We start from the raw sequence: 26884 nt of genomic DNA, 5'->3' as shown, positions 1-26884 counted from the left end.
GCCCCCCGTTCATGCGTCCAATGCACAAACAGCCGATAATCAATCCCATGGCGCATCAGCACAGCTCACAGCCGCGGCTGTCACCAAGCAGTTACGAAGAAGACATCCGCGCGGTCCTCGCACCACGCCTCGCCTACTTCGAGGCGGTCGCCCGCCACGAGCATGTGACGCGGGCCGCACAGGAGCTGGGCGTCCCGCAGTCCACGCTCTCCCGGGCCATGGTCCGACTGGAACAGGACCTGGGGGTCTCGCTGTTCGCCCGCAAGGGCCGCACGGTCTCCCTCACCCCGGCCGGCCGCACCTTCCTCGGCTCCGCGGAACGGGCCCTCGCGGAGGTGGAGAAGGCCGCCGACTCGGTACGGGCGGACGCCGACCCCACCGCGGGCAAGGTCGCCTTCGGCTTCCTGCACACCATGGGCTCGGAGACCGTCCCCGCCCTGATCCGCGCCTTCCGCGCCGACCACCCCCTGGTCCGCTTCCAGCTCGTCCAGAACTACGGCGAGGCCATGATCGAACGCCTCCGCGCGGGCGGCCTCGACCTCTGCCTCACCTCACCCGTCCCGGACGCCCCCGACCTGGTGGCCCGACGCCTGGACGAACAACGCCTGCGCCTGGTCGTCCCCGACGACCACCGCCTCGCCACCCGCCGCCGGGTCCGCCTGGCGGAGGCCGCCGACGAAACGTTCGTCACCCTGGAACCCGGCTACGGCCTGCGCCGCATCACGGACGACCTCTGCGCGGAGGCGGGCTTCGTCCCTCGCGTCGCCTTCGAGGGCGAGGAGGCGGAGACCCTGCGCGGCCTGGTCGCGGCCGGACTGGGCGTGGCCCTCCTGCCCCCTCCGGCGGTGGCCCGCCCGGGGGTCGTGGAGCTGACGGTGACGGCACCGCGGGCCGCTCGGGAGATCGGCGTGGCCTGGCTGGACGGCCACCCGGACACCCCGCCGGTCGCGGCGTTCAAGAAGTTCCTGCTGTCGCGAAGGGGGCACCTGCTGCCGGAGTGAAGAGGCCCTCCGGCCGCGGATGCCCCCGCACGCTACGGCCGCTGCTTGGCCTTGTCGACGACGGCCCAGCTGTCGAGGTACGAGAGCTGGACGTACCGCTTCATGTCCGCACCGTCACCCGAGGTGCGCTCGTCACGGAAGCCCAGGAACCGGTGCGTCCGTGGTTCGAAGATGAAGAATCCGCCGTACCCGCCCTTTCCCGAGGGGATCGTCGGGTCGTCGTACGTGATGGCCACCCCCGTACGGCCCTTGGCGTCCTTCTGGTTCGGCACGGCCCGCACGCCGGGCACCATGCCCAGTGCCTCGTACGCCGCCGGGCGCAGCCCCTCGGGCATCACCGGGACCAGCTTGAGCAGCCCGGCGAGTGAGAAGTGGATGTCCGACCACTCCTGCTCCGTGATGTCGTCGAGCGAGTCGTTCCTGTCGTCGGGCCCGGTCTTGTGCAGGAACGAGAGGATCAGCTTCTCGGGGTCGGTCGGCAGCTTCCGCAGCGTGCCCCAGTCCTGCGGCGGCCACATGCTCTCGTCCTTCTGGAGCGGCGGCGACCACCAGCCGTGGCCGATCTCCATGACCCAGGAGCGCTGCGAGCCGTCCACCGAGCGCCAGTCCTCGTCGACGTAGCTCTTCCTGGCACCGGTCTCCTGGTTCGTCTCCTGGATGATCTCCTTGGTGTAGACGAACTGGTCGTCGCGCGGGCTGACCGCCTTCTCGTGCTTCCGCTCGTACGCCGCCGCGTCGTTGAGCACGGTCCGGGCGCTCACGTTGCGCATGACGGGGGAACTGGTGCCGGGCCCGGCCGCCCGCGCCCCGTCGCCGTCCTTGTCGTGGTCGGGCACGCCGATCAGCACACCGGCGGCGACGGCCGCCGCGATGCCGCCGGTCAGGGCGATGCGCAGGACGGGCCGGCGGCCGGGGCGCGCGGCGGTCCGGTCTGTCGCGGATGTCGTGCTCATCGCGGCGAACAGCCGGGCCCGCGCCCGGTCGCGGGTGGCGTTGTCGAGCGGAGGAGCCTCCGCGTCGTACTCCCTCAACGTGCGCAGTTCATCGATGCCACGGTCACTCATGGGGTGTCTGCCTCTCGGAAGCTGTCGGATCGGCGTGATCGGCCCGATCGGCGTGATCGGGCGTGTGCAGCCCGATCTGCCGGATCTGCCGGATCTGCCGGACGGCCCGGATCTGCCGGACCTGTCGGATCGCATCCACCCAGCGCTTCGCGCAGCCTGCTGCGAGCCCGGTGCAGCCGTGATCTGACGGTGCCGACCGGCACCCCCAGGGCCTGGGCCGCCTCCTCGTAGTCGAGGTCGGCCCAGGCCACCAGCAGTACGACATCGCGGTGCCGGGCCGAAAGCCCGGACAACGCGGCCGCCAGTTCCCGGCGCACCCCTGTAGCGCCGGCTCTGGCGACCGCGAGGTCCGCGACCGGTTCCTCGTGTTCCACCGGCTCCGGCACCCTGGCGAGCGCCTTGAAGCGGCGCGCCTCCGATCTGCGGTGCCGGCTCACGAGGTTGGTGGTGATGCCGAACAGCCACGGCCGGGCATCGCCGCGCGAGAGGTCGTACGTATGGCGTCGCTGGAAGGCGGTCGTGAACGTCTCCGCCATCAGATCCTCCGCCGCCTCCGGTCCGAGCCGCCGCGCCGCGTAGCGGTGCACGGCGTCGGCGTACCGGTCGAAGAGGACGGCGAACAGCTCGGGCTCATCCCGGGACCGCTCGATCACCTGGGCGTCGGTCTCCTCGCGCTCCGCGTCGCGGGTGCGGACGCCCGGGGGTTCGACGGTCATCGGGGCTCCATTCATCGGTCTGAATACCTCGAAGGCTCGGGCTTGATCGGTTCTTACACCTGTACTTCGCCGCAGGCCGGATTCGAGTTCCATCCCGTGCCGTCACGTCTGTCCCGCCGCCCTCGCTACCGCTTGAACGTCACCTCCTTCGAGTCCTTGTCGCGGTCGTACGTGCCCGCGAAGCCCCAGTTCTTCCAGCCGCCGTCGCCGTTGTTGATGATCGTGCCGTTCTTGATCGAGAAGATGTCGACGCCGTCCACCACCGCGAGGTGTTCGAGGCCGGAAACCCCGGAGAAGGAGAGGTCGTTGAAGTTCTTCACCGCGATGATGTTCGTGTCGGGGAAGGCGCGGCTGTACTCGTCGATCAGCGACTGGTTCAGCTCGGCGTCGTCGCCCGGTGCCTTGCCGTCGTAGTCGGTGCCGGGGTACGTCCCGTCGGTGTACTTCGGGGCGCCGTCGTTGAAGTCGACGGACTCCGATCCGGTGGTGATCGAGTCGGCGTCCAGGTCGGCGGGTTCGGGCTTCTCGAAGGTGGCCTCCGAGCCGTCGCGGGTGAAGTCGCCGTAGTACGCCCAGTTGGTGTACCCGCCGTCGCCGTCGTTGCGATACGTCCCCTTGTCGAAGACGTAGACGTCGAACACCGCGCGGCCCGAGGCGATGTCGTCGCCGGTCTCCTCGTCGTGGTACTCGTTGGAGTTCAGCCGGTACCTGCTCTCGTTGATGAACGAGTCCGGCTTGTCGACCCAGTGCGACGACTGCTCCGAGTGCATGGCGACCACGTTGTAGTCCGGGTAGCAGCGGCGCATGTCGTTCACGAGCATCCGGACCGCCTGGGCCGAACCCTCGTTGTCCAGCGGGGAGTACGTGTCGTAGTAGCGGCTCCGGTCGGGCGGCTCCTGGCCCTCGATCTGGCAGCCCTCGTCACCGGGCTTCCAGTCCTTCTTCCGCTTGGGGCGGGGCGGTTCGCCGAACGTGACCGTGCGCTTGTCCTCGCTGACGTCGAACACGCCCTTGAACGCCCGGTTCTTCCATCCGAGGTCGGCGTCGTCCGCCCAGGTGAACGTGCCGGTCCTGAAAGCGTAGACGCGGTACGTCGTGCCGCTGATCTCGACGGTCTGGATCATCGCCGCGCCGTCCATCTGCTGGAGGTTTCCCTCGTGCGGCTGCGCGATGACGATGTTGTAGTCGGGGAGGCAGTAGGAGAGGTCGTCGAGCGCCTGCTTGACCCGCTTCTCCTTGTTCTTCTCGTTGTTGATCTTGTCGATGATGAAGTTGACGAGGTACGAGTAGCCCCAGGCGGCGGCCGTGCTGACGGGGCCGTTGCCGGGGACGGAGACCGAGGAGTTCGACGAGCGCTCCCTCGGCTCGAAGCAGAGGCTGGGGAGCGCGTTCCCCTTGTTCTCGTCGGGCTTCTCGGAGGGCTTGTCGTCGGGTTCGTCGTCGGGTTCGTCGTCGGGCCCGCCATCCGTGGCGCCGGTGGTGTCGGTCCCGCTGTCGCTGACAGCGTTGTCATCGCCGCACTCGCCGCCGCCGCCCGTCGTCGCCGCGATGCGGCAGATCTGCTCGTGCGCGGAGCCGGTGACGTCGCCGCCGATGCTGACGGCCACCATCGAGCCGACCACCGCGACGACGATGCCCAGCACGGCCAGGTACTCGATCGCGCTCTGCCCCGTGCTCGTGCGTACGCCTCGGCGTATCCGATCGCTGCGTTCCACGCGTCACCTCGTCGTGCCTCGCCCGGGTCCCCGTGGGCGGGACACCCGCCGGGACCCGAACGGTAACGACGGCACGGGGGCCCACGGACAGTGCCCGAAGGCCCATCCCCGGGCCCAAAACGCGGGGCCCACATCCCGGGGTCCATATCGCGGGGCAGGGCCCGTGGGACAGGGCTCGCGGGGCCAGGTCAAGCGGGTGGCTCAGTGCTGGACCAGGCCGCCGACCGGGACGGGACCCACATGGCCGGTCGCGGGGGCGGTGCGCGCGAGGGCGAGGCCGATGTCGACGAGCGAGGACCGGCGCAGGGCGGCGACATCGGGGAACGGTGTCCAGACGGACTCGGCGATCTCGCCGTTCGGCTCGGGCCGCAGCCGGCCGCCGGTGATGCGGACCCGGTAGAAGACACCGACGTTCTGGTGCCTGCCCCCGTACCGTGCCTCGGCCGCGGAGATCACCCGTGAGTCCACCCCCAGCAGGCTCTCGACCACCGCCGTGCAGCCGGTCTCCTCCGCGACCTCCCGGATCACCGCGTCGAACGGATCCTCCCCGTGCTCGACCCCGCCGCCCGGAAGGGTCCAGGTGCTCTTCCCGTCCGAGGACACATGACGGGCGACCAGCACCCGCCCGTCCTCGACACAAACGGCGTACGCCGCCAGCCGGAAACTCATGCCGCCCCCACCTCTTTCGAACCGGTCGGTTCCTCAGCGTCCCAGCGACTTCCCGAACCCCGCCGCCAGCGGCATCCGCAGCCCCAGCGGCGGCGGGGCCGCCAGCGCGTCGGCCACCGGGCGGGCGTAGGCGTGCCCGAAGAGCGCGCCCCGGACGAAGTCCGCCGCGAGGGCGGCCACTTCGCCGCGGTGCTGGCGCAGGCCGTGGCCGTCGGAGTGGACCTCGAAGCGGCAGGTGTCGCGGTTGGACTTCTTGGCGCGTTCCGCGAGGCGGAAGGAGAGTTCGGGGTCGGCCCCCGCGTCGGTGGTGCCGTGCACCAGCAGGACCTGACGCCCGAGCAGGTGCTTCACCGGCTCCGGCTCCGCGTCCGGCTCCGCGGGCAGCCAGGGGGCCAGCGCGAGGACCGCGCCGACCGCCGGGTGGCCGCCCGCGCGCAGGGCCGCGCGGCCGCCCATGCCGTGGCCGGCCAGGCAGACGGGGACGTCGCCGTAGCGGCGTACCACCTCGTCCACCGCCCATTCGGCGTCCGCCGCGAGCCGCGCCTCCGTCGTGTTCCAGCCGCGGCAGCGGTAGTGGACGACGTGCGCGGTGAGGCCGTCGTCCCGGGCCGCCCGGGTCAGGGCGCGGGCCAGCGGCAGCTGGCGGACGTACGAGACGGCGGAGGGGCGGCGGTACGAGTGGGGCTCGCCGTCCGGGAGCAGCAGAACCACGCCGCTGACCTCGGTAGGTGCTCCGGCCGTTCTGACGGCCCGTCCCAGCCTCGCAGCAGGCAGGGGTAGTGCGCGCTGTGCCATGACGTAACAGTCTCAGAAGGAAGGGTGTACGCCACCCGTATTCGCGGTCACCGTTACGTATCGGCAAGCGGCACGCAGCGGCGCTCTACGCGCGTAGGCGCTAGAGTGCGTGAATGATGAGCCCGACCCTCAATGTGCCCGGCCAGGATCAGATCCGGCGTGCGCCCAAGGTCCTTCTCCACGACCACCTCGACGGCGGCCTGCGCCCCGGGACGATCGTCGACCTCGCCGCGGCGACCGGATACGAAGGACTCCCGGAGACCGAGCCGGACAAGCTCGGCAACTGGTTCCGGGAAGCCGCCGACTCCGGTTCGCTGGAGCGGTACCTGGAGACGTTCGCCCACACCTGCGCCGTCATGCAGACCCGTGACGCGCTCGTCAGGGTCGCCGCCGAGTGCGCGGAGGACCTGGCCGCCGACGGGGTCGTGTACGCCGAGATCCGCTACGCCCCCGAGCAGCACCTCGAAGCCGGGCTGAGCCTCGAAGAGGTCGTCGAGGCGGTCAACGAGGGCTTCCGGGAGGGCGAGGCGCGGGCCCGCCGGGACGGCAACCGGATCCGGGTCGGCGCCCTCCTCACCGCGATGCGGCACGCGGCCCGCTCGCTGGAGATCGCCGAACTCGCCAACCGCTACCGGGAACAGGGCGTCGCCGGCTTCGACATCGCGGGCGCGGAGGCGGGCTTCCCGCCCACCCGGCACCTCGACGCCTTCGAGTTCCTCAAGCGCGAGAACAACCACTTCACCATCCACGCGGGCGAGGCCTTCGGGCTGCCGTCGATCTGGCAGGCCATCCAGTGGTGCGGCGCCGACCGGCTCGGCCACGGCGTCCGCATCATCGACGACATCGAGGTCGCCGAGGACGGCGGCGTGAAGCTGGGGCGCCTCGCCTCCTACGTACGGGACAAGCGCATCCCGCTGGAGCTGTGCCCGACCTCGAACCTGCAGACCGGCGCCGCCGCCTCGTACGCCGAGCACCCCATCGGGCTGCTGCGCAAGCTGCACTTCCGGGCCACGGTCAATACGGACAACAGACTTATGAGTGGCACCAGCATGAGCCAGGAATTCGAGAAGCTGATCGAGACTTTCGGATACACGCTCGATGACATGCAGTGGTTCACAGTCAATGCGATGAAATCAGCATTCATTCCTTTCGATGAACGTCTGGCGATGATCAATGACGTCATCAAGCCCGGATATGCCGAGCTGAAGTCCGAATGGCTCTTCGAGCAGACCGCTGCGACCAGCGTGTCCACGTCCGTGGCCGGCTGAACGAACGCTCCACGACACACGGCCGGGACGGTATGTCCCGGCCGTTTTCGCGTCTTTTCGATGTTTGCGGGAAGGCCCGGAGCTGGCTACGTTGCAGAGCCGCTCACATCCCCTTCCCCAAGGATGAAATTCACATGAAGAAGTCTGCTGCCAGGACTCTCGGCGTCGCCGCTCTCGGTGCCGCGTTCGCCGCTGCCGCCGCCGGTACCGCGTCGGCCGCCGCACTGCCGCTCGACACCGCGACCGGCGCCCTGCCCGTCGTCGGCTCTCTGGCCAACGCCACCTCGACGCTGCCGGTCACGGACACCGCCACGAACCTCCTCGGCACCAGCCAGGCCAAGACCGTCAAGGACGTCACCGCCCCCGCCAAGGGTCTCCTCGGCGGTCTCCCCACCGGCGGCATGAAGACCGGCGGCCTGAACCTCAACGGCGTGCCGCTCGGCCGCTGACCCGTACCGCACACGCCTGTGGGCGGGCCCCCGACCGGGGTGCCCGCCCACAGGCATGTGTACGGGGGCTACCAGGCCGCGGTGGACGACGACGAGCGCTCCTGGGGGAGCAGCACCCACAGCGCCAGGTAGAGCAGGAACTGCGGGCCCGGCAGCAGGCACGAGACGAGGAAGATGACGCGCATGGTCCCCGCGGAGGTGCCGAAGCGCCGGGCCAGCGCCGCGCACACTCCACCGATCATGCGTCCGTCACGGGGGCGGGCAAGTGCGGCCATGGTGGGCTCCTTCGCGAACCGTTGCTGGAGGGAGCGGCCTGTCGCGCTCCCCGTGCCGGGAGCGGCCTGTCCGTTCCCGATGTATCCAGGATGGCTCCTACGACGGGGCCGGGCATCGCTCTACGGGGCGATGCCGACCCCGGAAATCGTCGGGGTCGACCCCTGAGGGACCTCGCGCCCTGCCGGCACCGGAACCCGGATCCGGCGCTGCTCGCGGCGGCGCAGCCGGGCCCGGCCGGCGGGGACGAACAGCGCGTGGGCGAGTGCCACGCCGACGGTGTTCAGGATCAGCGAGTCGACGTCGACGACCTGGCCGGGCACACCGGTCTGGCCCAGCTCGATGGCCAGCGAGATCAGTGCCCCGGCCGCGACGGTACGGGCGAGCGAGGCCAACGGCGAGACGAACAGCCGGCCGCCGGCCATCGGGAGCAGTACGCCCAGCGGCGCCAGCAGCAGCAGGCCCCCGCCGATCCGACGGGTGGCGGTCACCGGGCCCAGAGTCAGGTCCGCCTTGATACCGGCGAACGGCTGGAGGTTGGCGGCGGTCATCCACGGCACGTCCAGCGGGCGGAGAGTGAGCCACCCGACGAGCAGCAGATGCGCGAGGAGGAGTGATACTCCGGCCGCGCGGAAGCGGATGACGGCCTGGCCGTCCGAACCTTGACGCACGTTCCCCAAGACGCGGGCAGCGGCAGGATCGGTTCCGCTCCCCCGGGGGAGACATGGCTCACCGTGCGGCAGGTCAAGGCGGCGCGCTCAGGGCAGCCGGAGCGCGCCCAGCGTCGGTACGGCCTTGGGCCTGGCCTTCGTCTCCGCGGTGCACAGATAGCCGCGCGGCGCGTACGCCCCCGGGCCGCCGAGCAGCACCGTGCCGCCCCGGACGAGCGCTTCGCTCTCCGTGTACGTACAGACGATCTGGGCCAGCGCCTCGGCCGTCAGGTCCTCCGGCTGCTCGCTGAGCCGCAGCGCGTCCTTCGGGTCGCCCGCACGGGGGCCGCTCACCCGCAGTGTCGACGGGACGTCCGTGGCGAAGCCCGCCTGCCGCTCGGGGTCCGGGGGCTCCTCGCTCAGTTCGTCCAGGAGAGCCCCGGCGAGCGTGAGCCGGCCGGCCTCCGCCTCCTTGACCGGGACCGTGCGGTCGACCGCGACCAGCTGCGAGTTGCAGACCAGGTAGACCTCCGCGCCGATGCTCTGCCCCGGCTGCGCGCTGCTGTCCTGCGCGGGCATGTCGCACGGCACCCGGGACGGCGCGGGCCCGGCGTCCACCGGTACCGAGGTCGTCCTGATCCCGCAGCCCGCGGCCAGTATCGCGCAGAGCGCGGCCCCGGCCACCGCCGCGACGGGGCGCCGCTTCCGGCGTTCGCTGGACATCACGTCGCGTCGTCCTCCTGGTCCGGGGTCTGGGCGTCGTCGTCCTCTGCGGTGCTGTTCAGCCCCTCGGCGTCGCGCGGCAGGCGCAGTACGAACACGGCGCCGTCGCCGTCCGGTGAGTTCGCGGCGGTGATGTCACCGCCGTGGATGTGCGCGTTCTCCATGGCGATCGACAGGCCGAGACCGCTGCCCTCGGAACGCGGCCGGGAGGCGCTGGCCTTGTAGAAGCGGTCGAAGACATGGGGCAGTACGTCCTCGGGGATGCCGGGACCGTGGTCGCGGACCTCGATGACCAGCTCGTCGCCCTCGGTCCTGACCGTGACCCGGACCGGCGAACCGCCGTGCTTCAGGGCGTTGCCGATCAGGTTCGCCAGGATGACGTCGAGCCTGCGCGGGTCGAGGCGGACCATCATGCCGCGCTCCGCGTCCAGGTCCACCGCGTCCAGCCAGGCCCGCACGTCTATGCAGGCCGTCACCTGGTCGGCCACGTCCACGGTGTCCAGGACGAGCCGGGCCGTGCCCGCGTCGAAGCGGGTGACCTCCATCAGGTTCTCCACCAGGTCGTTGAGCCGCCGGGTCTCGCTGACCACCAGGTGCACGGCCGGCGCGATCATCGGGTCCAGGCTGTCGGCCTCGTCCTCCAGCACCTCGGCGACCGCGGTGATCGCGGTGAGCGGGGTGCGCAGCTCGTGCGACATGTCGGCGACGAACCGGCGGCTGGACTCCTCCCGCGCGGTCATGTCCGCGACCTTCTTCTCCAGCGAACTCGCCGTTCTGTTGAACGTCCGCGAGAGATCGGCCAGTTCATCGGTGCCGGACACCGTGAGCCGGGTGTCGAGCTTGCCCTCGCCCAGCTTGCGGGCGGCGTCACCGAGCCGCTGTACCGGACGCAGCACGGTCGTCGCGGCGGCCTGCGCGAGCAGCGCGGAGCCGACCAGGGCGAGCGCGGTGGCGATCCCCAACGACCAGGCGAGGGAGTTGAGATCCTGCCGCTCCTGGTCGAGCGACTTGAGCATGTACCCGGTCGGGCCGCCGCCGATGATCTTCGTACCGCCGACGAGGTACGGGGTGCCGCGGATCGAGGTCCGCTGCCAGAACAGGTGGTACTGGTACTTGTTGCCCGCCTTGACCGGCTGCTTCTTGGCGACCTGATTCTGGAGCGACTGCGGCACGTCGTCCCGGGTGAAGGTGTCCACGTCGGAGGTGCCGACGATCGGCTTGCCCGGATCGCGCTCGTCGATCAGCAGCACGCTGTAACCGGGGCTGCTGCTCGCCATCTGCGCGGCGGCGTGCTCCAGATCGTCCTTGGTGGGACGGGGCGGCAGCGAGGCCGCCCGGTTCTGCATCTCCTGGCGGAAGTCCCCGAGCGCCGAGTCCTGGGTACGGGTCAGCACCGCCTCGCGGTTCAGCCAGTACGCGATCCCGGACGCGGACACCGCGGCGGTCAGCGCCACCAGCGCGAACACGACGACGAGCCGCAGCCGCAGGCTGGTCCAGCGGAGCCCGGCGAGCAGGCCCCGCCGCACAGCCGTGCTCACTGCGGCGAGTCCAGCCGGTATCCCACGCCCCGCACGGTACGGATCAGGGTCGGTGAGGACGGCACGTCCTCCACCTTCGCGCGCAGCCGCTGGACGCACGCGTCCACCAGCCGGGAGTCACCGAGGTAGTCGTGCTCCCAGACCAGTCGCAGCAGTTGCTGCCGGGACAGGGCCTGGCCGGGGCGGCGGCTCAGTTCGAGCAGGAGACGCAGCTCGGTCGGCGTGAGCTGAAGATCCTCCCCGTTCTTGGTGACGGTCATCGCGGACCGGTCGATCACCACGTTCCCGAACGTCGCGGAGTCGGTGGACTCGCGCTCGCCCCGGCGCAGCACGGCACGGATCCGGGCGTCGAGCACCCGGCCCTGCACGGGTTTCACCACATAGTCGTCGGCACCGGACTCCAGGCCGACCACGACGTCGATGTCGTCGCTGCGCGCGGTCAGCAGGATGATCGGCAACTGGTCGGTGCGCCGGATGCGCCGGCACACCTCGAATCCATCGATTCCGGGCAGCATCACATCCAGTACGACCAGGTCGGGCCGCTGTTCTCGCAGCAGGTTGAGGCCGTCCTCTCCCGTCGCCGCGGTGGCCACACGGTGGCCCTGGCGTGACAGCGAGAGTTCGAGGGCCGTGCGGATGGCGTCGTCGTCCTCGATCAGCAACAGGAAAGGCACGCTGGTCATTCTGACCCATGGGGGAGCCCTAGTTCGACAGTTGGTCCCCTCTTATGCGTCGAGCACCCCTTGATCGTGTCCTCACAGGGGCCTGTGACAGGCCTGTGACAGTCGGGGGACAGCGCCATGAAACTGCCCCGGCAAGCTCGTTGTCACAAGGAACGGACGGACTCCACCGACGGGGGGCGCGAGATGAACGCAACACACAACATCACCGCAAGCGCAGTTGTCACGCGTCTCCACGACGTCGGGCGGACCGCGGAGAAGTCCGGCGCCGCATTGAACGGGCGGGGGTGCGTTCGCGGCGCTGGGCGTCAGCACCCGTCAGCTGGGGAGCAAGGGCGCAAGCCCTACATGACGGTTGTGGACGCAACCGCCTCAACGGGCGGGAGCAACGGGGGAAGCACGTACGGGGAGGCCACGGGGGAGCGGCAGGCCCCGGCGCGGGACGAGGACGCCGAAGCGGTGTTCACGGCCTACGTCAGGGAACGCCGCGCCTCCCTGTACGCCACCGCCTATCACCTGACCGGCGACCGGTTCGAGGCCGAGGACCTGCTGCAGAGCGCCCTCTTCTCCACGTACCGGGCGTGGGACCGGATCAGTGACAAGGCGGCGGTCGGCGGTTATCTGCGCCGCACCATGACCAATCTGCACATCAGCGCCTGGCGCAGGCGCAAGCTGAACGAATACCCGACAGAGGAGCTGCCGGAGACGGCGGGCGACACGGACGCGATGCGTGGTACGGAGCTGCGTGCCGTGCTCTGGCAGGCGCTGGCGCGACTGCCGGAGCTCCAGCGCACGATGCTGGTCCTGCGCTACTACGAGGGCCGTACGGACCCGGAGATCGCGTCCATCCTCGACATCAGTGTCGGCACGGTGAAGTCCAGCATCTGGCGGTCACTCCGCCGGCTGCGTGAGGACGAGGTCCTCAGCTTCGGCCGTGACGAGGAGGAGTCCTTCGGCGAGCTGGTGGCCTGAGGCGACGGGGGAACGGGGTAACGGGGAACGGGGGAAACGGGGTCGTCGCTTCGGGGGAGGCGGCGGCGCACGGGGGAAGCTGTGGGGTCGGACGGGCCGGGGGGTCCTGTCCGGCCCCGCGGTGCGTTGCGGGGGCGTCCGGGCCTGCGGTGCGTTGCGGGGGCGCTGCCCCCGGACCCCCGCTCCTCAATCGCCGGAGGGGCTTGGTTTCGCGGTCGCCGTCGCCGTCGCGGGTGTGCGGCAGCGGCCCGCTGCCGCTGCGGCCAGGCGGCCCAGGGCTTCGGGCTTGTTGCAGGGGTGCGCGCCCAGTTCGGCCTGGCGTGCCACGATGCGCCGCTCGGAGCGCATCAGCCGCCAGCCCCGCCGCAGCAGGAACGGCACGGACTTGCGGCCCTCGCGCAGATCCCGCAGCAGTCGCCGGCGGAACGTCGTCGACGGACGGCCGCGCAGGCACAGGGCGTCCGCGAGCACCCCGAGCGCCCGGCACCGCGCCACGATGTCGGCGGCGAAGATTCCCTCGGCCACGAAGAGCGGGGTGCGCTCGATGTGGAGCACCTCGTGCCCGGTCCGGGAGCTGGTGGCGATGTCGTACAGCGGCACATCGGTGCGGCCGGTGCGGCACAGCGCGGCGATCGCGGCGACCGCCGCGTCTGCGTCCCAGGACTGCGCGGAGTCCCAGTCGATGTCCGTACTGCCGGGGACGAGCGGCAGGGTGGGGTCGCCGGCCTCCTTGTAGAAGTCGTCCAGCCGCAGCACCGGAAGACCGGTGAGGGCGGCGAGGGAGGACTTGCCGGAGCCGGAGGGGCCCGCAAGGAGGACGACGCGGGTCGAATGCGCATGGGAACTCACAGGACATGAGTGTGAGGCATTGACCCGCACAGGGGACCCCCCGGAGGTCTTGTTGGTATCGAGCATCACACCTCAACTACGCTGTGCGCCCAGACGATTACTCGATCGATGGTTCGATCGGCCCGATCAGGTGGGAAATCCATGGCTCGTCACGCACTTTCCAAGTCCCCGCGCCGCGCTCTGCTGCGGGCGGGGCTGACCGTCACCGCGGTGGGAGCCGCACTGGGCGCGGGGGGTGCGGCGGCCCAGGCGGCGCCGCTGCCCGCCGCACCGGTGACCGGCAGCGACAGCGGCAGCAGCGGCCTGGGTGCGGCCACGGACGCCGCCGGCGGGGCGTTGACCGGGGCGCTCGGCCCCGCGCTCGACAACAGCATCGCCCCCGTCACGCATCTGCGGCTCGACCCGCTGGCCGGCACCGGTACGGACCCGCTGGACAACGCGGTGGGGACGCAGATCGCCGACTTCAAGCCGGTCTCCACGGCCCTGGTCACAGACCCGCTGACCAGCGGGGGCGCGCTGAAGGACCTGCCCGTGGTGGGGCAGGTCACGGGGCTGCTGCACAGCTGACCCGGAGGTGGCCCGTCCCCCGGGGAGTCCGGGGGACGGGCCACGCCCGTGTGTCGTTATCTCAGCCGTCAGTACGAGGAGCCGGACACGCCCAGTGCGCCCGTCGGGTGCCAGACCGTCTTGATCTCCAGGAACGCGGTGAGCCGGTGCGTGCCGGGGTCGGCTGACCAGTCGGTGCCCGGCACGGGCGGGCGGGCGACGCGCTTCAGGTTGTCGGCAGCCGCGATCTCCAGCTCCTTCGCCAGCTCAGCGTCGGCGCCCGTGAGGTCGATGCCGTTCACGTCCTGGTGGGAGGCGAGCGGCGCGGCGATCTCCGCCGTCTTTCCGGACAGGATGTTGACGACTCCGCCCGGCAGGTCGGAGGTGGCCAGCACCTCGCCCAGCGACAGGGCGGGCAGCGGCGCCTCCGCGGAGGCGATGACGACCGCGGTGTTGCCCGCTGCGATCACCGGGGCCACCACGGAGACCAGGCCCAGGAACGAGGACTCCTGCGGGGCCAGGACCGCGACCACACCGGTCGGTTCGGGCGTGGAGAGGTTGAAGAAGGGGCCCGCGACCGGGTTCGCGCCGCCCGCCACCTGGGCGATCTTGTCCGTCCAGCCCGCGTACCAGACCCACCTGTCCACCGCCGCGTCCACGACGGCGGCGGCCTTGGACTTGGAGAGCCCCTCGGCCTCCGCCACCTCCCGGACGAACTGCTCCCGGCGGCCCTCCAGCATCTCCGCGACGCGGTAGAGGACCTGGCCGCGGTTGTACGCGGTCGCGCCCGACCAGCCGCCGAACGCCTTGCGCGCGGCGACGACCGCGTCGCGGGCGTCCTTGCGGGACGACTGGGGCGCGTTCGCCAGCCACCTGCCCTTGGAGTCGGTCACCTCGTACACCCGGCCGCTCTCGGAGCGGGGGAACTTGCCCCCGACGTACAGCTTGTAGGTCTTGAAGACGCTCAGTCGCCCGTCAGACATCGAGGTAGGCCTCCAGACCGTGACGGCCGCCCTCGCGGCCGAAGCCCGACTCCTTGTAACCGCCGAACGGCGAGGTCGGGTCGAACTTGTTGAACGTGTTGGCCCAGACGACGCCCGCCCGGAGTTTGTTCGCCACCGCGAGGATGCGGGAGCCCTTCTCCGTCCAGATGCCGGCCGAGAGGCCGTACTGGCTGTTGTTGGCCTTGGCGACCGCCTCGTCCGGCGTGCGGAACGACAGCACGGACAGCACCGGGCCGAAGATCTCGTCGCGCGCGACGGTGTGCGCCTGGGTGACGCCGGTGAACAGCGTCGGCGCGAACCAGTAGCCGGAGGAGGGGAGTTCGCAGGGGGCGGACCAGCGCTCCGCGCCCTCGGCCTCGCCGGTCTCGACGAGCGCGGTGATCCGGGCGAGCTGCTCCGCGGAGTTGATCGCGCCGATGTCGGTGTTCTTGTCCAGCGGGTCGCCCAGGCGCAGCGTGGTCAGCCGGCGCTTGAGGGCGTCCAGCACCTCGTCCTGGACCGACTCCTGGACGAGGAGCCGCGAGCCCGCGCAGCAGACCTGGCCCTGGTTGAAGAAGATGCCGGTGACGATGCCCTCGACGGCCTGGTCGATGGGCGCGTCGTCGAAAACGATGTTGGCGCCCTTGCCGCCCAGCTCCAGGGTGGCCCGCTTGTCGGTACCGGCGAGGCTGCGCGCGATGGCCTTGCCTACGGCGGTCGAGCCGGTGAAGGCGATCTTGTTGACGTCCCCGTGCACGACGAGCGCCTGGCCCGCGTCCCCGTAGCCCGTGAGGATGTTGACGACGCCATTGGGCAGCCCGGCCTGGCGGCAGATGTCGGCGAAGAACAGCGCGGAGAGCGGGGTCGTCTCCGCAGGCTTCAGCACCACCGTGTTGCCGGTGGCGAGCGCCGGGGCGATCTTCCACGCGAGCATCAGGAGCGGGAAGTTCCAGGGGATGATCTGCCCGGCCACGCCGAGCGGACGCGGATTCGCCCCGTAGCCGGCGTGGTCCAGCTTGTCGGCCCAGCCCGCGTAGTAGAAGAAGTGCGCGGCGACCAGCGGGAGGTCCGCGTCGCGGGTCTCCTTGATCGGCTTGCCGTTGTCCAGGGTCTCCAGGACGGCGAGCTCGCGTGAGCGCTCCTGGATGATCCGGGCGATCCGGAACAGGTACTTGGCGCGCTCGGAGCCGGGCAGCGCCGACCACTTCTCGAACGCCCTGCGGGCCGCCTTCACGGCCCGGTCCACGTCCTGCGCGCCCGCGCGGGCGACCTCGGAGAGGACCTCCTCGCTGCTCGGCGAGACGGTCTTGAAGGCCTTGCCGTCGGCGGCGTCGGTGAACTCACCGTCGATGAACAGCCCGTACGAGGGGGCGATGTCGACGACGGAGCGCGACTCGGGGGCGGGTGCGTACTCGAATGCGGATGCCATGGGGTATCAGTCCACCGTCACGTAATCGGGGCCGGAGTAACGGCCGGTGCTGAGCTTCTGGCGCTGCATCAGCAGGTCGTTCAGCAGGCTGGAGGCGCCGAAGCGGAACCAGTGGTTGTCCAGCCAGTCCTCGCCCGCCGTCTCGTTCACCAGGACCAGGAACTTGACCGCGTCCTTGGAGGTGCGGATGCCGCCGGCCGGCTTCACGCCGATCTGGACGCCGGTCTGCGCCCGGAAGTCGCGCACCGCCTCCAGCATCAGCAGGGTGTTCGCGGGGGTGGCGTTGACCCCGACCTTGCCGGTCGACGTCTTGATGAAGTCCGCGCCGGCCAGCATCCCGAGCCAGGAGGCCCGCCGGATGTTGTCGTACGTGGACAGCTCGCCGGTCTCGAAGATCACCTTCAGCCGGGCCGAGCCGCACTCGGCCTTCACGGCGAGGATCTCCTCGTACACCTTCAGGTACCGGCCGGAGAGGAAGGCGCCCCGGTCGATCACCATGTCGATCTCGTCGGCCCCGGCGGCCACGGCGTCACGGACGTCCGCGAGCTTCACGTCGAGCGCGGCCCGGCCGGCCGGGAAGGCCGTCGCGACGGACGCCACCTTCACGCCGGAACCGGCCAGGGCGGCGACGGCGGTCGCCGCCACGTCCGGATAGACGCAGACGGCGGCGGTGCGCGGCGAGGTGCGGTCGGTGGGATCGGGATGGACGGCCTTGGCGGCCAGTGCCCGGACCTTGCCCGGGGTGTCCGCGCCTTCCAGCGTCGTCAGGTCGATCATCGAAATGGCGAGGTCGATGGCGTACGCCTTGGCCGTCGTCTTGATCGAACGGGTTCCGAGCGAGGCGGCGCGCGCTTCGAGGCCGACGGCGTCGACGCCGGGCAGCCCGTGCAGGAAGCGGCGCAGCGCACTGTCGGACGCCGTGGCGTCGGCGAATGCGGGAGCAGTGGTGGGCATGGTCACCAGATGAGCATATCTACGCGCGTAGCGGCCTGTACAGGGGCCCATCCCGTTCGCGTATCGCCCGCCCCACGGCCCGGCGCACCCGGGTGGCAGGGAAGCCGCTCCGCATCGCTTGCAGCTTCTGAGGCAGAATCGGGCTCATGACGAGCCCCACGCCACCCGCAGAGCCCACCTACGCCGACCGGACCTTCCGGTCGCCCGCCGGGCTGGTCGGGGGCGCCCTGCTGCTCCTGCTCATCCTCTGGATCGGCGTGGACGCCGCGGTCCGGGGCGAGGGCCGGGTGCCGTGGCTGGCGCTGGCCGGGCTGCTCACCGTGGTCCCTCTGGTGATCGCCTTCACCCTGCGCCCCGTGGTCTTCGCCAACGACCGGCGCATCCGGATCCGCAACCCGTTCCGCACGATCACGCTGCCGTGGACCGGCGTCGCGAACGTGCGGGCGAGCTACTCCAGCGAACTGTTCACGCAGGAGGGCACGAAGTACCAGCTCTGGGCCGTCCCGGTCTCGCTGCGGCAACGCAAGAAGGCCGCCCGCCGCCAGACCCGCCAGGCGACGGACGACCCGTACGGCCGGACCTCGGTGACCGCCGACGTCCAGGCCACCAGGGCGCTGACCGCGGGCGCCGACCAGACAGTGGTGGACCTGCGGGAGCTGGCCGAAGGGGCGGGCGACAAGCCCGTAGCCGGCGACGTCACCGCATCGGTGCGCTGGGCGTACGAGGTCATCGCCCCGGCAGCCGTGGGCGCGATCCTGCTGGTGATTCTGGGCGCGACGGGCTGAGCGGCCTGCCGGTCGGGGTGGCCCGGCCGCTCACAGCCAGCCGCTGCGCTGCGCCTGGAGGGCCAGTTGGAAGCGGTTCGCGGCGCCTAGGCGGGCCATCAGGACCTGGAGGCGGCGGAAGAGGGTGCGGCGGCTGATGCTCAGTTCGCGGGTGAGGGTCTCGTCGCTCGCGCCGCCCGCCAGGAGCCACAGGAGGCGGCGGTCGGCGGGTGGCAGGCCGCCGGGGCGGGTGGTGCGGCCGTGGAAGGGCAGGGCGTTCTGCCAGGACTGCTCGAACAGTGCCGTGAGCGCGGAGAGCAGTCCGCACGGCTGCACGACCAGCATGGTGTTGTGCACGTCGGCCTCCTTGATCGACAGCGACACCAGCGCGTACGCGTCGTCGATGATCACCAGCTTGACCGGCACGGACGGCAGCACCCGGGCCTGCTCACCGGCGTTGACGCACGGTTCGATGACGTCCTTGAGATGGCCCGGGTGCTCCAGCGACTCCCGCGAGTAGACGACGCGCTGCGTCACCCCGCGCGCCAGGGTGGCCAGCGCGTCGTCCGTGGCGCCCGGCAGCGGGAAGTACGGCGGTGACTCGAACTGCCGGATCTGCTCGCGGGCGCTCGCCCAGGCCCGGCGGATCCTGGGGCCGACGGCGTCGCCGGTGACGACCTCGACGAGATGGTCGTTGTACGCCGCCAGCCGCTGCCGCCGGAACGAGTCGAACGCGCCCCCCACCGCGATCCGTGATGCCTCGACCTCGCTCGCCCGGTGCCGGGCCAGGATCTCCAGGCCCGCGGCCGGCGGCACCGGGGCCACCACGTCCTCGCCGTCCCCCGCCGCACTGGCCAGACCGGCGTCCACCAGCGCGCCGTACGCCGTGTCGAGCTCCGGCCCCGCCAGTCCGGCCGCCGCCCCGACGGCGGGCAGCGGTGCGGGGGCCAGATCGAGCAGCGCCAGATAGACGTCGGCCGACGGGTGGCCGAGCCCCAGGAGCCGCAGCGCCGCACGGAGTCTCTCGTTCGTCATGCCCTCATTGTCCAACGCCCTCATCCAGGTATGGCCGATCTGTGCCACTGGCACTCCTTCGCCCCGGGTGCGCGCGGCGCGGGATACCGTCCGGGTGCCGCCGACCGGCGGCAGCGAGGGCGCCCCGGGCCGCACCCGGCGGGGCACGCGCCCCTCGCCGCCGAGGAACCCACCAGAAGAAGGTGTACGACGTGGCGAAAGGCCGGAAGAACCGTCTCTACGCAGGCATATCCGAGGAACTGTCCGCGCTCATGCGGACCGGCTGGGCGGACACCGAGCGGCACGACCTCCAGCCCGACGAGCAGGCCCCGTACGCGGCCGGCCGACGCGCCGCGCTCTCCGCCCGCTTCCCGGGCGAACGCCTGGTGATCCCGTCGGGCAACCTCAAGGTCCGGTCGAACGACGACGGCTACGCGTTCCGCCCCTACACCGGTTACGTGCACATGACCGGCGACCGGGTCCGCGACGGCGCCCTCGTCCTCGAACCCCGCGCGGACGGCGGCCACGACGCCTACTGCTTCCAGCTGCCCCGCGACAGCCGGGACAACGACGAGTTCTGGACCGGCCCCACGGCGGAGCTGTGGATGGGCCGGCGCCGCTCGCTCGCGGAGTCGGAGCGGGTACTCGGCCTGCCCTGCCGCGACGTCCGCACCGCGGCCGACACCCTGGCCGCCGGCTCCGGCGCGCCGACCCGGATCGTCCGGGGCATCGACCCCTCCCTTGAGGACGCCGTCACCACCGAAGAGGAGCGCGACGACGAACTGGAGGAGGCCCTCAGCGACCTCCGCCTCGTCAAGGACGCCTGGGAGATCACCGAGCTCCGCAAGGCCGTCGACTCCACCGTGCGCGGATTCACCGACGTGATCGGTGAGCTCTCCCGCGCGGTCGCCTCGTCCGAGCGCTGGATCGAGGGCACCTTCTTCCGCCGCGCCCGCCTTGAGGGCAACGCCGTCGGCTACGGCTCGATCTGCGCGGCGGGCGAGCACGCGACGATCATGCACTGGACGGACAACGACGGCCCGGTACGCCCCGGCGAGCTCCTCCTGCTCGACGCCGGCGTCGAGACCCACACCCTCTACACCGCCGACGTCACCCGCACCCTCCCGATCAACGGCACCTTCACGCCGCTCCAGCGCAAGGTCTACGACGCGGTGTACGAGGCCCAGGAGGCGGGCATGGCCGCCGTGAAGCCGGGCGCCGCCTACCGCGACTTCCACGAGGCGTCCCAGCGCCACCTCGCGGACCGGCTGGTCGAGTGGGGCTTCATCGAGGGCCCGGCCGAGCGCGCGTACGAACTCGGCCTCCAGCGCCGCTTCACCATGGCGGGCACCGGTCACATGCTCGGCCTGGACGTCCACGACTGCGCCCACGCCCGCAACGAGGCCTACGTGGACGCCGCGCTGGAACCCGGCATGGTGCTCACCGTCGAGCCCGGCCTGTACTTCCAGCCGGACGACCTCACCGTGCCCGAGGAGTGGCGCGGCATCGGCGTCCGGATCGAGGACGACCTGGTCGTCACGGAGGACGGCCACGAGAACCTCTCGGCGGGCCTGCCCCGCTCGGCCGACGAGGTCGAGGCCTGGATGGCGCGGTTCGCGGGCTGAACGCACCGGGGGAGTACGGGGAGGGGCGGGAAGCGTTCGGCTTCCCGCCCCTGCGTAGCTCTCGCCGCCTCAGATCCCGGCGGCGGCCGCCAGATCGCGCTTGATGCCGTCGAGCAGTTCCGTGCCGCGTGCGCGGGCCGCGGGGAGTCCGTCGGCCGAGGCGACCGGCACCACGACCTCCAGGTAGCACTTGAGCTTGGGCTCGGTGCCGCTCGGGCGGACGATGACCCGGGCGCCCTCCAGCTGGTAGCGGAGTCCGTCGGTGGGCGGCAGCAGTTCGGTGCCGTGGGAGAGGTCCTCGGCCGAGGTGACGGTGAGTCCGGCGAGGGCGGCCGGGGGCTGCTCGCGCAGGCGGCGCATGGCGTCCGCGATGAGGGAGAGGTCCTCGACCCGGACCGACAGCTGGTCCGTGGCGTGCAGACCGTGCTCGACCGCGAGGTCGTCCAGCAGGCCGGACAGGGTGCGGCCCTGTTCCTTGAGTACGGAGGCGAGTTCCGCGACGAGCAGCGCGGCGGTGATGCCGTCCTTGTCGCGGACCCCGTCCGGGTCGACGCAGTAGCCGAGCGCCTCCTCGTAGCCGTAGCGCAGACCGTCCACCCGGGCGATCCACTTGAAGCCGGTCAGCGTCTCCTCGTAGCCGAGGCCCGCCTTCTCGGCGATCCGGCCGAGGAGGGACGACGACACGATCGACTCCGCGAAGACGCCGGTGACCCCTCGGCGGACGAGATGGGCGGCGAGCAGCGCGCCGACCTCGTCGCCGCGCAGCATCCGCCAGCCGCCGTCGGCCGCCGGGTCCGGGACGGCGACGGCGCAGCGGTCGGCGTCCGGGTCGTTGGCGATGACGAGGTCGGGGTCCGAGCGGCGTGCGGTGGCGAAGGCGAGATCCATCGCGCCGGGCTCTTCCGGGTTGGGGAAGGCGACGGTGGGGAACGCGGGGTCCGGCTCGGACTGTTCGGGGACGAGGACCGGGGCGGGGAAGCCCGCCCGGTCGAAGGCCGCGGTGAGGACCGAGGTGCCGACGCCGTGCATCGCCGTGTAGACGACGCGGGCCGTGCGCGGCGAACCGTCGGCCAGTACGGCGTCCGTACGGGCCAGATAGGCGTCCAGCACCTCGTCGCCGAGGGTCTGCCAGCCGTCGTCGGGGCGCGGCACGGTGTCCAGCGGGCCGACCGAGGCGATCGCGGCGGCGATCTCGCCGTCCGCCGGGGGGACGATCTGCGAGCCGTCGCCCAGGTAGACCTTGTAGCCGTTGTCGCGCGGCGGATTGTGGCTCGCGGTCACCTCTACGCCCGCGACGGCGCCCAGATGCCTTATGGCGTAGGCGAGTACGGGGGTGGGGAGCGGTCGGGGGAGTACCGCCGCCCGCAGCCCGGCGCCGGTCATCACGGCGGCGGTGTCGCGCGCGAAGTCGGTGGACTTGTAGCGGGCGTCGTACCCGATGACGACCAGGCCGCCCGACTGCCCCTGGGCCTTCAGGTACGCGGCGAGCCCGGCGGCGGCGCGGATGACGACGGCGCGGTTCATCCGCATCGGACCGGCCCCCAGCTCACCGCGCAGGCCCGCGGTGCCGAACTGGAGGGTGCCGGCGAAACGGCCGGCGAGTTCGTCGAGGTCCTCGGTCTCGATGAGCTTGGCCAGCTCGTCGCGGGTCTCGGGGTCCGGGTCCTCGGCGAGCCAGGTCCTGGCGCGCGCGATGAGGTCCTGCTGCACGGTGTCCGCCTTTCGGGGTGGGTGCGGTGCGGGTGGGGCGCCTGCGGTAGGCCACAACCGGGCTCCGCCCCGGGGGCAGCGCCCCCGGGAACGGGCCCGTCAGATGCGGTCCAGCAGGCGCGCCAGCAGCGAGCCCATCCGGGTCGCGGAGTCACGGCCCGCCTGGAGCACCTCTTCGTGGTTCAGCGGCTCCCCGCTCAGCCCGGCGGCCAGGTTCGTCACCAGGGAGATGCCCAGGACCTCCGCCCCCGCCTCCCGGGCGGCGATGGCCTCCAGCACGGTGGACATGCCGACCAGGTCGCCGCCCATCACCCGGACCATGTTGATCTCGGCGGGCGTCTCGTAGTGCGGGCCGGGGAACTGCACGTACACGCCCTCTTCGAGGGTCTCGTCGACCTCCTTGCACAGCGCCCGCAGCCGGGGCGAGTACAGGTCGGTCAGGTCGACGAAGTTGGCGCCGATGATCGGCGACGCCGCCGTGAGGTTGATGTGGTCGCTGATCAGGACCGGCTGCCCGGGGCGCATGCCCTCGCGCAGTCCGCCGCAGCCGTTCGTCAGCACGACGGTCTTGCAGCCCGCCGCGACGGCGGTACGCACCCCGTGCGCCACGGCGGCGACGCCCCGGCCCTCGTAGAAGTGCGTGCGGCCCAGGAAGACCAGGGCGCGCTTCTCACCGATCAGGTACGAGCGGATCGTGCCGCCGTGGCCCTCGACGGCGGGGGCCGGGAATCCCGGCAGGGCGGTCACCGGGAACTCGGCCTCCGGGGTGCCGAGCGCATCGCCCGCGGGTGCCCAGCCGGAGCCCATCACGAGTGCGACGTCGTGGGTCTCGGCACCGGTCAGCTCGCGCAGGCGGGCGGCGGCGTCGTCGGCGGCGGCGCGCGGGTCGCCCTGGATGTGGTCCGGAATAACTGATGCGTTCACGCGGATGAGCGTAACCGCTGATTCCCTACGCGCGTAGATGTTCCCGTACAGAGACTCGCGGCATCCGTTCGTGCTTTCGCACAGAAGGGCCGGTCGGCAGGGGTCAGCAGGGGCGCTTGCGGAGTTCCATCACATAGTCGTGCGGGGCGCCCGCCGAGTCGGCGGCGTCCGCGATCTCGCCGAGGTAGCGGGCGGAGGGCAGCCCGCCCTCGTAACCGTTCAGCACGTACATCCAGGCCGGCTCCTCGCCGTCCAGCGTGTGCACCCGGACCCGCATCCGCCGGTAGATGTCCAGGCCGACGCCTTCCCAGCGGTCCATGGAGTCCTCGTCCATCGGAGCCAGGTCGTACAGGGCGACGAAGACCTGCGAGCGCGGCGCCTCGACCACCGTGGCCAGCGCGCCCTCCCAGCCCATCTGCTCCCCGCCGAACGTCAGCCGCCAGCCGTTCAGCCAGCCGGTTCCGCGCAGCGGCGAGTGCGGTGCGCGGCGCGTCATCAGCCGCGCGTCGAGGTTGCCGGCGTATGCGGCGTAGAGCGACATGGGGTCGAGGGTACGGGAGGTGGCCCCGGTGAGGTCGATTCCGGTGAGGAAGACGCCCGCTCGGGGGGTCCGCCGCCCGTGGACACGCCCTGGCTCCAGGGGTCCGGTGCACGTATGGAGGGCCCCGGGGCGAAGCACCTTGGCGCGTGCGGGACAATGAAGTACGTACTGCATTCCCCCGGGGCGACCCCCCGGACCCCGGCCGGGACAGCAGACGGCCGAGGGACGAGAAACGCGAGGCGGACTTTTCGTGACCCGGATCGTGATCATCGGCGGCGGACCCGGCGGGTACGAGGCGGCATTGGTGGGTGCCCAGCTCGGCGCGGAGGTGACCGTCGTCGACTGCGACGGCCTCGGCGGCGCGTCCGTGCTCACCGACTGCGTGCCCTCGAAGACCCTGATCGCGACGGCAGAGGTGATGACCACCTTCGACTCCTCGTACGAGGAGCTCGGCATCATCGTCGCGGACGACACGCCGCACATAGAACAGGCCGCGCGCGTGGTCGGCGTCGACCTCGGCAAGGTCAACCGACGGGTGAAGCGCCTCGCGCTCGCTCAGTCCCACGACATCACCGCCTCCGTCACCCGTGCGGGGGCCCGGGTGATGCGCGGACGCGGCCGGCTGGAGGGCCTCCAGGCCGCCGACGGCTCCCGCAGCGTCGTCGTGACCGCGGCCGACGGCACCGAGGAGACCCTCACCGCCGACGCCGTGCTGATCGCGACCGGCGGCCACCCCCGGGAGATCCCGGACGCGCTTCCCGACGGGGAGCGGATCCTGAACTGGACCCAGGTCTACGACCTCGACGAGCTCCCCGAGGAGCTCATCGTCGTCGGCTCGGGTGTCACGGGCGCGGAGTTCGCCGGCGCCTACCAGGCACTCGGCTCCCGTGTCACGCTCGTCTCGTCCCGGGACCGGGTGCTGCCGGGCGAGGACCCGGACGCGGCCGCCGTCCTGGAGGACGTGTTCCGGCGCCGGGGCATGAACGTGATGGCCCGCTCCCGCGCGCAGTCCGCCAAGCGCGTCGGCGACCGGGTCGAGGTCACCCTGGCCGACGGCCGGGTCATCTCCGGCTCGCACTGCCTGATGGCGGTCGGCGCGATCCCGAACAGCGCGGGCATGGGCCTGGAGGAGGCCGGGGTCCGGCTCAAGGACTCGGGCCACATCTGGACCGACAAGGTCTCCCGCACCAGCGCGCCGGGGGTCTACGCGGCCGGTGACGTCACCGGGATCTTCGCGCTCGCCTCGGTCGCCGCGATGCAGGGCCGGATCGCGATGTACCACTTCCTCGGGGACGCGGTCACGCCGCTGAACCTGAAGACGGTCTCCTCGAACGTCTTCACCGACCCGGAGATCGCCACGGTCGGCTACAGCCAGTCCGACGTCGACTCGGGCCGGATCGACGCCCGGGTCGTCAAGCTGCCGCTGCTGCGCAACCCGCGCGCCAAGATGCAGGGCATCCGGGACGGCTTCGTCAAAATATTCTGCCGCCCCGGCACCGGCATCGTGGTCGGTGGCTGTGTCGTCGCACCTCGGGCGAGCGAACTGATCCACCCCATCTCGATCGCCGTCGACAACAATCTGACGGTGGAACAGATCGCAAACGCCTTCACTGTGTATCCGTCCCTGTCGGGATCGATCGCGGAAGTGGCCCGCCAGTTGCACACCCGTAAGCAGGCGGGCGAAGGCTAGGGGGACTGCCGGACCCCCGGCAGTCCAGGCATTCCACGGCAACTCCCGTCAACTCGGGCGGTCTTGTGACCACCCGCGATCAGTAGGGAACAACAACAGGGCCGCCTATACCACTTGGCGGCCCTTTGTATGTACAACTTCTGCAATTCAGCGCAAACTGCTGAGAACTCTCCGGCGATCGCGTTACTGTCAGTTTCGTGTTCGCTGCAGAACGTCGTCAATTGATCCTCGAAATGGTGCGCGCCAACGGGGCGGTATCGCTCCGTGAGCTCGCCCGCGTCGTCCAGACCTCCGAAGTGACCGTACGGCGGGACGTGCGGGCACTGGAGGCAGAAGGACTCCTCGACCGCCGGCACGGCGGTGCGGTCTTGCCGGGCGGTTTTACGCGGGAGTCCGGGTTTCCGCAGAAATCCCATCTCGCCACCGCGGAGAAGACCGCCATCGCCGATTTGGCCGCCGGTCTCGTCGAAGAGGGCGAGGCCATCGTGGTCGGCGCCGGTACGACCACGCAGGAGCTGGCCCGCCGGCTCGCGCGGGTCCCCGGCCTGACCGTGGTCACCAACTCGCTGCTGGTCGCCCAGGCGCTCGCCCATGCCAACCGGGTGGAGGTGGTGATGACCGGCGGCACCCTGCGCGGTTCCAACTACGCCCTGGTGGGCAGCGGGGCCGAGCAGTCGCTCCAGGGGCTGCGGGTGTCGCGGGCGTTCCTCTCCGGGAGCGGCCTCACCGCCGAGCGCGGGCTCTCCACGTCCAACATGCTCTCCGCGAGCGTGGACCGGGCGCTGGTGCAGGCGGCCGGGGAGGTGGTGGTCCTGGCCGACCACACCAAGCTCGGCTCCGACACCATGTTCCAGACGGTGCCGACCGACCTCATCACCCGGCTCGTGACGGACGAACCGGCCGCGCACGACGACCGTGGAGCGGCGGAGCTGCAGGCCCTGGCCGACCAGGGGGTGCAGATCGCGGTGGCGGGTTCTGGGGGTGCTCCGGCCCCGGCGTCCTCCGAACCGGGCTCGTCCGGGCGTGGCAACCGCCGGGACATGCCGCTCCCGGGGCAGCGGCGCACGCACGGGAGCGGGCCACAGCCCTTGCGGGGTGCCGCGGTGCTGTCGGAGCAGGGGCAAGGACAGGGCCAGGGGCAGTCGGACCGGGCGAGGGTGGCGGACCTGCGACGCCGCTAGCGGTTCGGGCTCGGCGGTGCGCAACCAGCCTCGCCGGCGTTTGAGGCGCGGGGTCCGGGGCGGAGCCCGGGGGGGGGGGGGGGGGGGGGGGGGGGGGGGGGGGGGGGGGGGGGGGGGGGGGGGGGGGGGGGGGGGGGGGGGGGGGGGGGGGGGGGGGGGGG

27 protein-coding genes are annotated in these 26884 nt (G+C 71.5%); 9 read left to right on the top strand and 18 right to left on the bottom strand.

Annotated features, from left to right (window positions below; genetic code table 11):
* Positions 1-47: 47 nt before the first annotated feature.
* A complete protein-coding gene (locus tag ACZ601_RS32205; protein WP_440574535.1) occupies positions 48-1001 on the top strand; it encodes a LysR family transcriptional regulator in 954 nt (317 codons plus the stop codon).
* A 32-nt stretch (positions 1002-1033) separates the two neighbouring features.
* Here the strand turns inward: ACZ601_RS32205 and ACZ601_RS32200 are convergent, their stop codons facing one another.
* The 5 genes from ACZ601_RS32200 to ACZ601_RS32180 form a co-directional block, all read right to left on the bottom strand.
* The gene (locus tag ACZ601_RS32200; protein ID WP_469544617.1) at positions 1034-2065 is read right to left on the bottom strand and encodes a CU044_5270 family protein; all 1032 of its coding nucleotides are present in this window, start codon (positions 2063-2065) and stop codon (positions 1034-1036) included.
* Positions 2062-2781, bottom strand: coding sequence for an RNA polymerase sigma factor (locus tag ACZ601_RS32195; protein WP_469544615.1), 720 nt, complete (start codon positions 2779-2781; stop codon positions 2062-2064). The genes ACZ601_RS32200 and ACZ601_RS32195 overlap by 4 nt, the downstream gene beginning before the upstream one ends.
* Before the next feature lie 125 nt (positions 2782-2906).
* The gene (locus tag ACZ601_RS32190; protein ID WP_469544614.1) at positions 2907-4496 is read right to left on the bottom strand and encodes a hypothetical protein; all 1590 of its coding nucleotides are present in this window, start codon (positions 4494-4496) and stop codon (positions 2907-2909) included.
* A gap of 201 nt (positions 4497-4697) precedes the next feature.
* Complete coding sequence (locus ACZ601_RS32185) at positions 4698-5165, bottom strand: NUDIX hydrolase (protein WP_469544612.1); 468 nt, start codon at positions 5163-5165, stop codon at positions 4698-4700.
* 33 nt (positions 5166-5198) lie between these two features.
* Entirely contained in the window at positions 5199-5960 is a 762-nt protein-coding gene (locus tag ACZ601_RS32180) for an alpha/beta hydrolase (protein ID WP_469544610.1), read from the bottom strand.
* 113 nt (positions 5961-6073) lie between these two features.
* On the opposite strand from ACZ601_RS32180, the gene ACZ601_RS32175 reads away from it, so the two are divergent.
* Together ACZ601_RS32175 and ACZ601_RS32170 are read left to right on the top strand one after the other, a co-directional pair.
* Positions 6074-7228: an adenosine deaminase gene (locus ACZ601_RS32175; protein WP_440574529.1), complete on the top strand. Its 1155-nt coding sequence runs from the start codon at positions 6074-6076 to the stop codon at positions 7226-7228.
* Between the two features lie 134 nt (positions 7229-7362).
* A complete protein-coding gene (locus ACZ601_RS32170) occupies positions 7363-7677 on the top strand; it encodes a hypothetical protein (RefSeq protein ID WP_390086589.1) in 315 nt (104 codons plus the stop codon).
* Between the two features lie 68 nt (positions 7678-7745).
* Here ACZ601_RS32170 and ACZ601_RS32165 read toward each other — a convergent pair whose 3' ends face one another.
* The 5 genes from ACZ601_RS32165 to afsQ1 all read right to left on the bottom strand — a co-directional run bounded on the left by ACZ601_RS32165 (position 7746) and on the right by afsQ1 (position 11535).
* Entirely contained in the window at positions 7746-7952 is a 207-nt protein-coding gene (locus ACZ601_RS32165; RefSeq protein WP_469544607.1) for a PspC domain-containing protein, read from the bottom strand.
* A 120-nt stretch (positions 7953-8072) separates the two neighbouring features.
* A complete protein-coding gene (locus tag ACZ601_RS32160) occupies positions 8073-8621 on the bottom strand; it encodes a VanZ family protein (RefSeq protein WP_440574527.1) in 549 nt (182 codons plus the stop codon).
* 87 nt (positions 8622-8708) lie between these two features.
* Positions 8709-9326 carry a GerMN domain-containing protein gene (locus ACZ601_RS32155; protein WP_469544606.1) on the bottom strand — a complete coding sequence of 206 codons (618 nt, stop codon included), beginning with the start codon at positions 9324-9326 and terminating at the stop codon, positions 8709-8711.
* Complete coding sequence (locus ACZ601_RS32150) at positions 9323-10861, bottom strand: ATP-binding protein (RefSeq protein ID WP_469544604.1); 1539 nt, start codon at positions 10859-10861, stop codon at positions 9323-9325. The genes ACZ601_RS32155 and ACZ601_RS32150 overlap by 4 nt, the downstream gene beginning before the upstream one ends.
* The gene (gene afsQ1, locus ACZ601_RS32145) at positions 10858-11535 is read right to left on the bottom strand and encodes a two-component system response regulator AfsQ1 (protein ID WP_026171255.1); all 678 of its coding nucleotides are present in this window, start codon (positions 11533-11535) and stop codon (positions 10858-10860) included. Before afsQ1 ends, ACZ601_RS32150 begins: the two co-directional genes overlap by 4 nt.
* Positions 11536-11727: 192 nt before the next feature.
* Here afsQ1 and ACZ601_RS32140 point away from each other — a divergent pair, with 192 nt between their 5' ends.
* Complete coding sequence (locus ACZ601_RS32140; protein ID WP_440574524.1) at positions 11728-12513, top strand: SigE family RNA polymerase sigma factor; 786 nt, start codon at positions 11728-11730, stop codon at positions 12511-12513.
* A gap of 186 nt (positions 12514-12699) precedes the next feature.
* Here the strand turns inward: ACZ601_RS32140 and ACZ601_RS32135 are convergent, their stop codons facing one another.
* On the bottom strand, positions 12700-13428 hold the full coding sequence (locus tag ACZ601_RS32135) for a uridine kinase (RefSeq protein WP_469544602.1): 729 nt from the start codon (positions 13426-13428) through the stop codon (positions 12700-12702).
* 75 nt (positions 13429-13503) lie between these two features.
* On the opposite strand from ACZ601_RS32135, the gene ACZ601_RS32130 reads away from it, so the two are divergent.
* Positions 13504-13929 (top strand): hypothetical protein, encoded by a 426-nt coding sequence (locus tag ACZ601_RS32130; protein ID WP_311303592.1) that lies wholly within the window; start codon positions 13504-13506, stop codon positions 13927-13929.
* Between the two features lie 68 nt (positions 13930-13997).
* Here ACZ601_RS32130 and ACZ601_RS32125 read toward each other — a convergent pair whose 3' ends face one another.
* From ACZ601_RS32125 to deoC, 3 genes are read right to left on the bottom strand one after another with little or no spacing between them, the layout of a single operon-like run.
* Positions 13998-14891 (bottom strand): aldehyde dehydrogenase family protein, encoded by an 894-nt coding sequence (locus tag ACZ601_RS32125; protein ID WP_469544599.1) that lies wholly within the window; start codon positions 14889-14891, stop codon positions 13998-14000.
* On the bottom strand, positions 14884-16320 hold the full coding sequence (locus ACZ601_RS32120; RefSeq protein ID WP_469544597.1) for an aldehyde dehydrogenase family protein: 1437 nt from the start codon (positions 16318-16320) through the stop codon (positions 14884-14886). The genes ACZ601_RS32125 and ACZ601_RS32120 overlap by 8 nt, the downstream gene beginning before the upstream one ends.
* A gap of 6 nt (positions 16321-16326) precedes the next feature.
* A complete protein-coding gene (deoC, locus tag ACZ601_RS32115; protein ID WP_469544832.1) occupies positions 16327-17274 on the bottom strand; it encodes a deoxyribose-phosphate aldolase in 948 nt (315 codons plus the stop codon).
* A 146-nt stretch (positions 17275-17420) separates the two neighbouring features.
* On the opposite strand from deoC, the gene ACZ601_RS32110 reads away from it, so the two are divergent.
* Entirely contained in the window at positions 17421-18059 is a 639-nt protein-coding gene (locus tag ACZ601_RS32110) for a PH domain-containing protein (protein WP_469544595.1), read from the top strand.
* A gap of 30 nt (positions 18060-18089) precedes the next feature.
* On the opposite strand, the gene ACZ601_RS32105 is transcribed toward ACZ601_RS32110, so the two are convergent.
* Positions 18090-19073 (bottom strand): LuxR family transcriptional regulator, encoded by a 984-nt coding sequence (locus ACZ601_RS32105; RefSeq protein ID WP_469544593.1) that lies wholly within the window; start codon positions 19071-19073, stop codon positions 18090-18092.
* Positions 19074-19264: 191 nt separating this feature from the next.
* On the opposite strand from ACZ601_RS32105, the gene ACZ601_RS32100 reads away from it, so the two are divergent.
* Positions 19265-20677 (top strand): aminopeptidase P family protein, encoded by a 1413-nt coding sequence (locus ACZ601_RS32100; protein ID WP_469544591.1) that lies wholly within the window; start codon positions 19265-19267, stop codon positions 20675-20677.
* 69 nt (positions 20678-20746) lie between these two features.
* Here ACZ601_RS32100 and ACZ601_RS32095 read toward each other — a convergent pair whose 3' ends face one another.
* From ACZ601_RS32095 to ACZ601_RS32085, 3 genes are all read right to left on the bottom strand, one after another.
* Entirely contained in the window at positions 20747-22387 is a 1641-nt protein-coding gene (locus tag ACZ601_RS32095) for a phospho-sugar mutase (protein WP_469544589.1), read from the bottom strand.
* A gap of 99 nt (positions 22388-22486) precedes the next feature.
* A complete protein-coding gene (locus ACZ601_RS32090) occupies positions 22487-23311 on the bottom strand; it encodes a purine-nucleoside phosphorylase (protein WP_073732485.1) in 825 nt (274 codons plus the stop codon).
* Positions 23312-23414: 103 nt separating this feature from the next.
* A complete protein-coding gene (locus ACZ601_RS32085; protein WP_024490113.1) occupies positions 23415-23852 on the bottom strand; it encodes a gamma-glutamylcyclotransferase family protein in 438 nt (145 codons plus the stop codon).
* Positions 23853-24102: 250 nt separating this feature from the next.
* On the opposite strand from ACZ601_RS32085, the gene ACZ601_RS32080 reads away from it, so the two are divergent.
* The gene (locus ACZ601_RS32080; protein ID WP_440578112.1) at positions 24103-25542 is read left to right on the top strand and encodes an NAD(P)H-quinone dehydrogenase; all 1440 of its coding nucleotides are present in this window, start codon (positions 24103-24105) and stop codon (positions 25540-25542) included.
* A 197-nt stretch (positions 25543-25739) separates the two neighbouring features.
* On the top strand, positions 25740-26723 hold the full coding sequence (locus tag ACZ601_RS32075; RefSeq protein ID WP_469544586.1) for a DeoR/GlpR family DNA-binding transcription regulator: 984 nt from the start codon (positions 25740-25742) through the stop codon (positions 26721-26723).
* Positions 26724-26884: the final 161 nt, after the last annotated feature.

This window comes from Streptomyces sp. NPDC104307 (assembly GCF_055584045.1).
The sequence above is the reverse complement of the archived record's forward strand: the minus strand, read 5'-3'. Positions and strand labels throughout refer to the sequence as shown.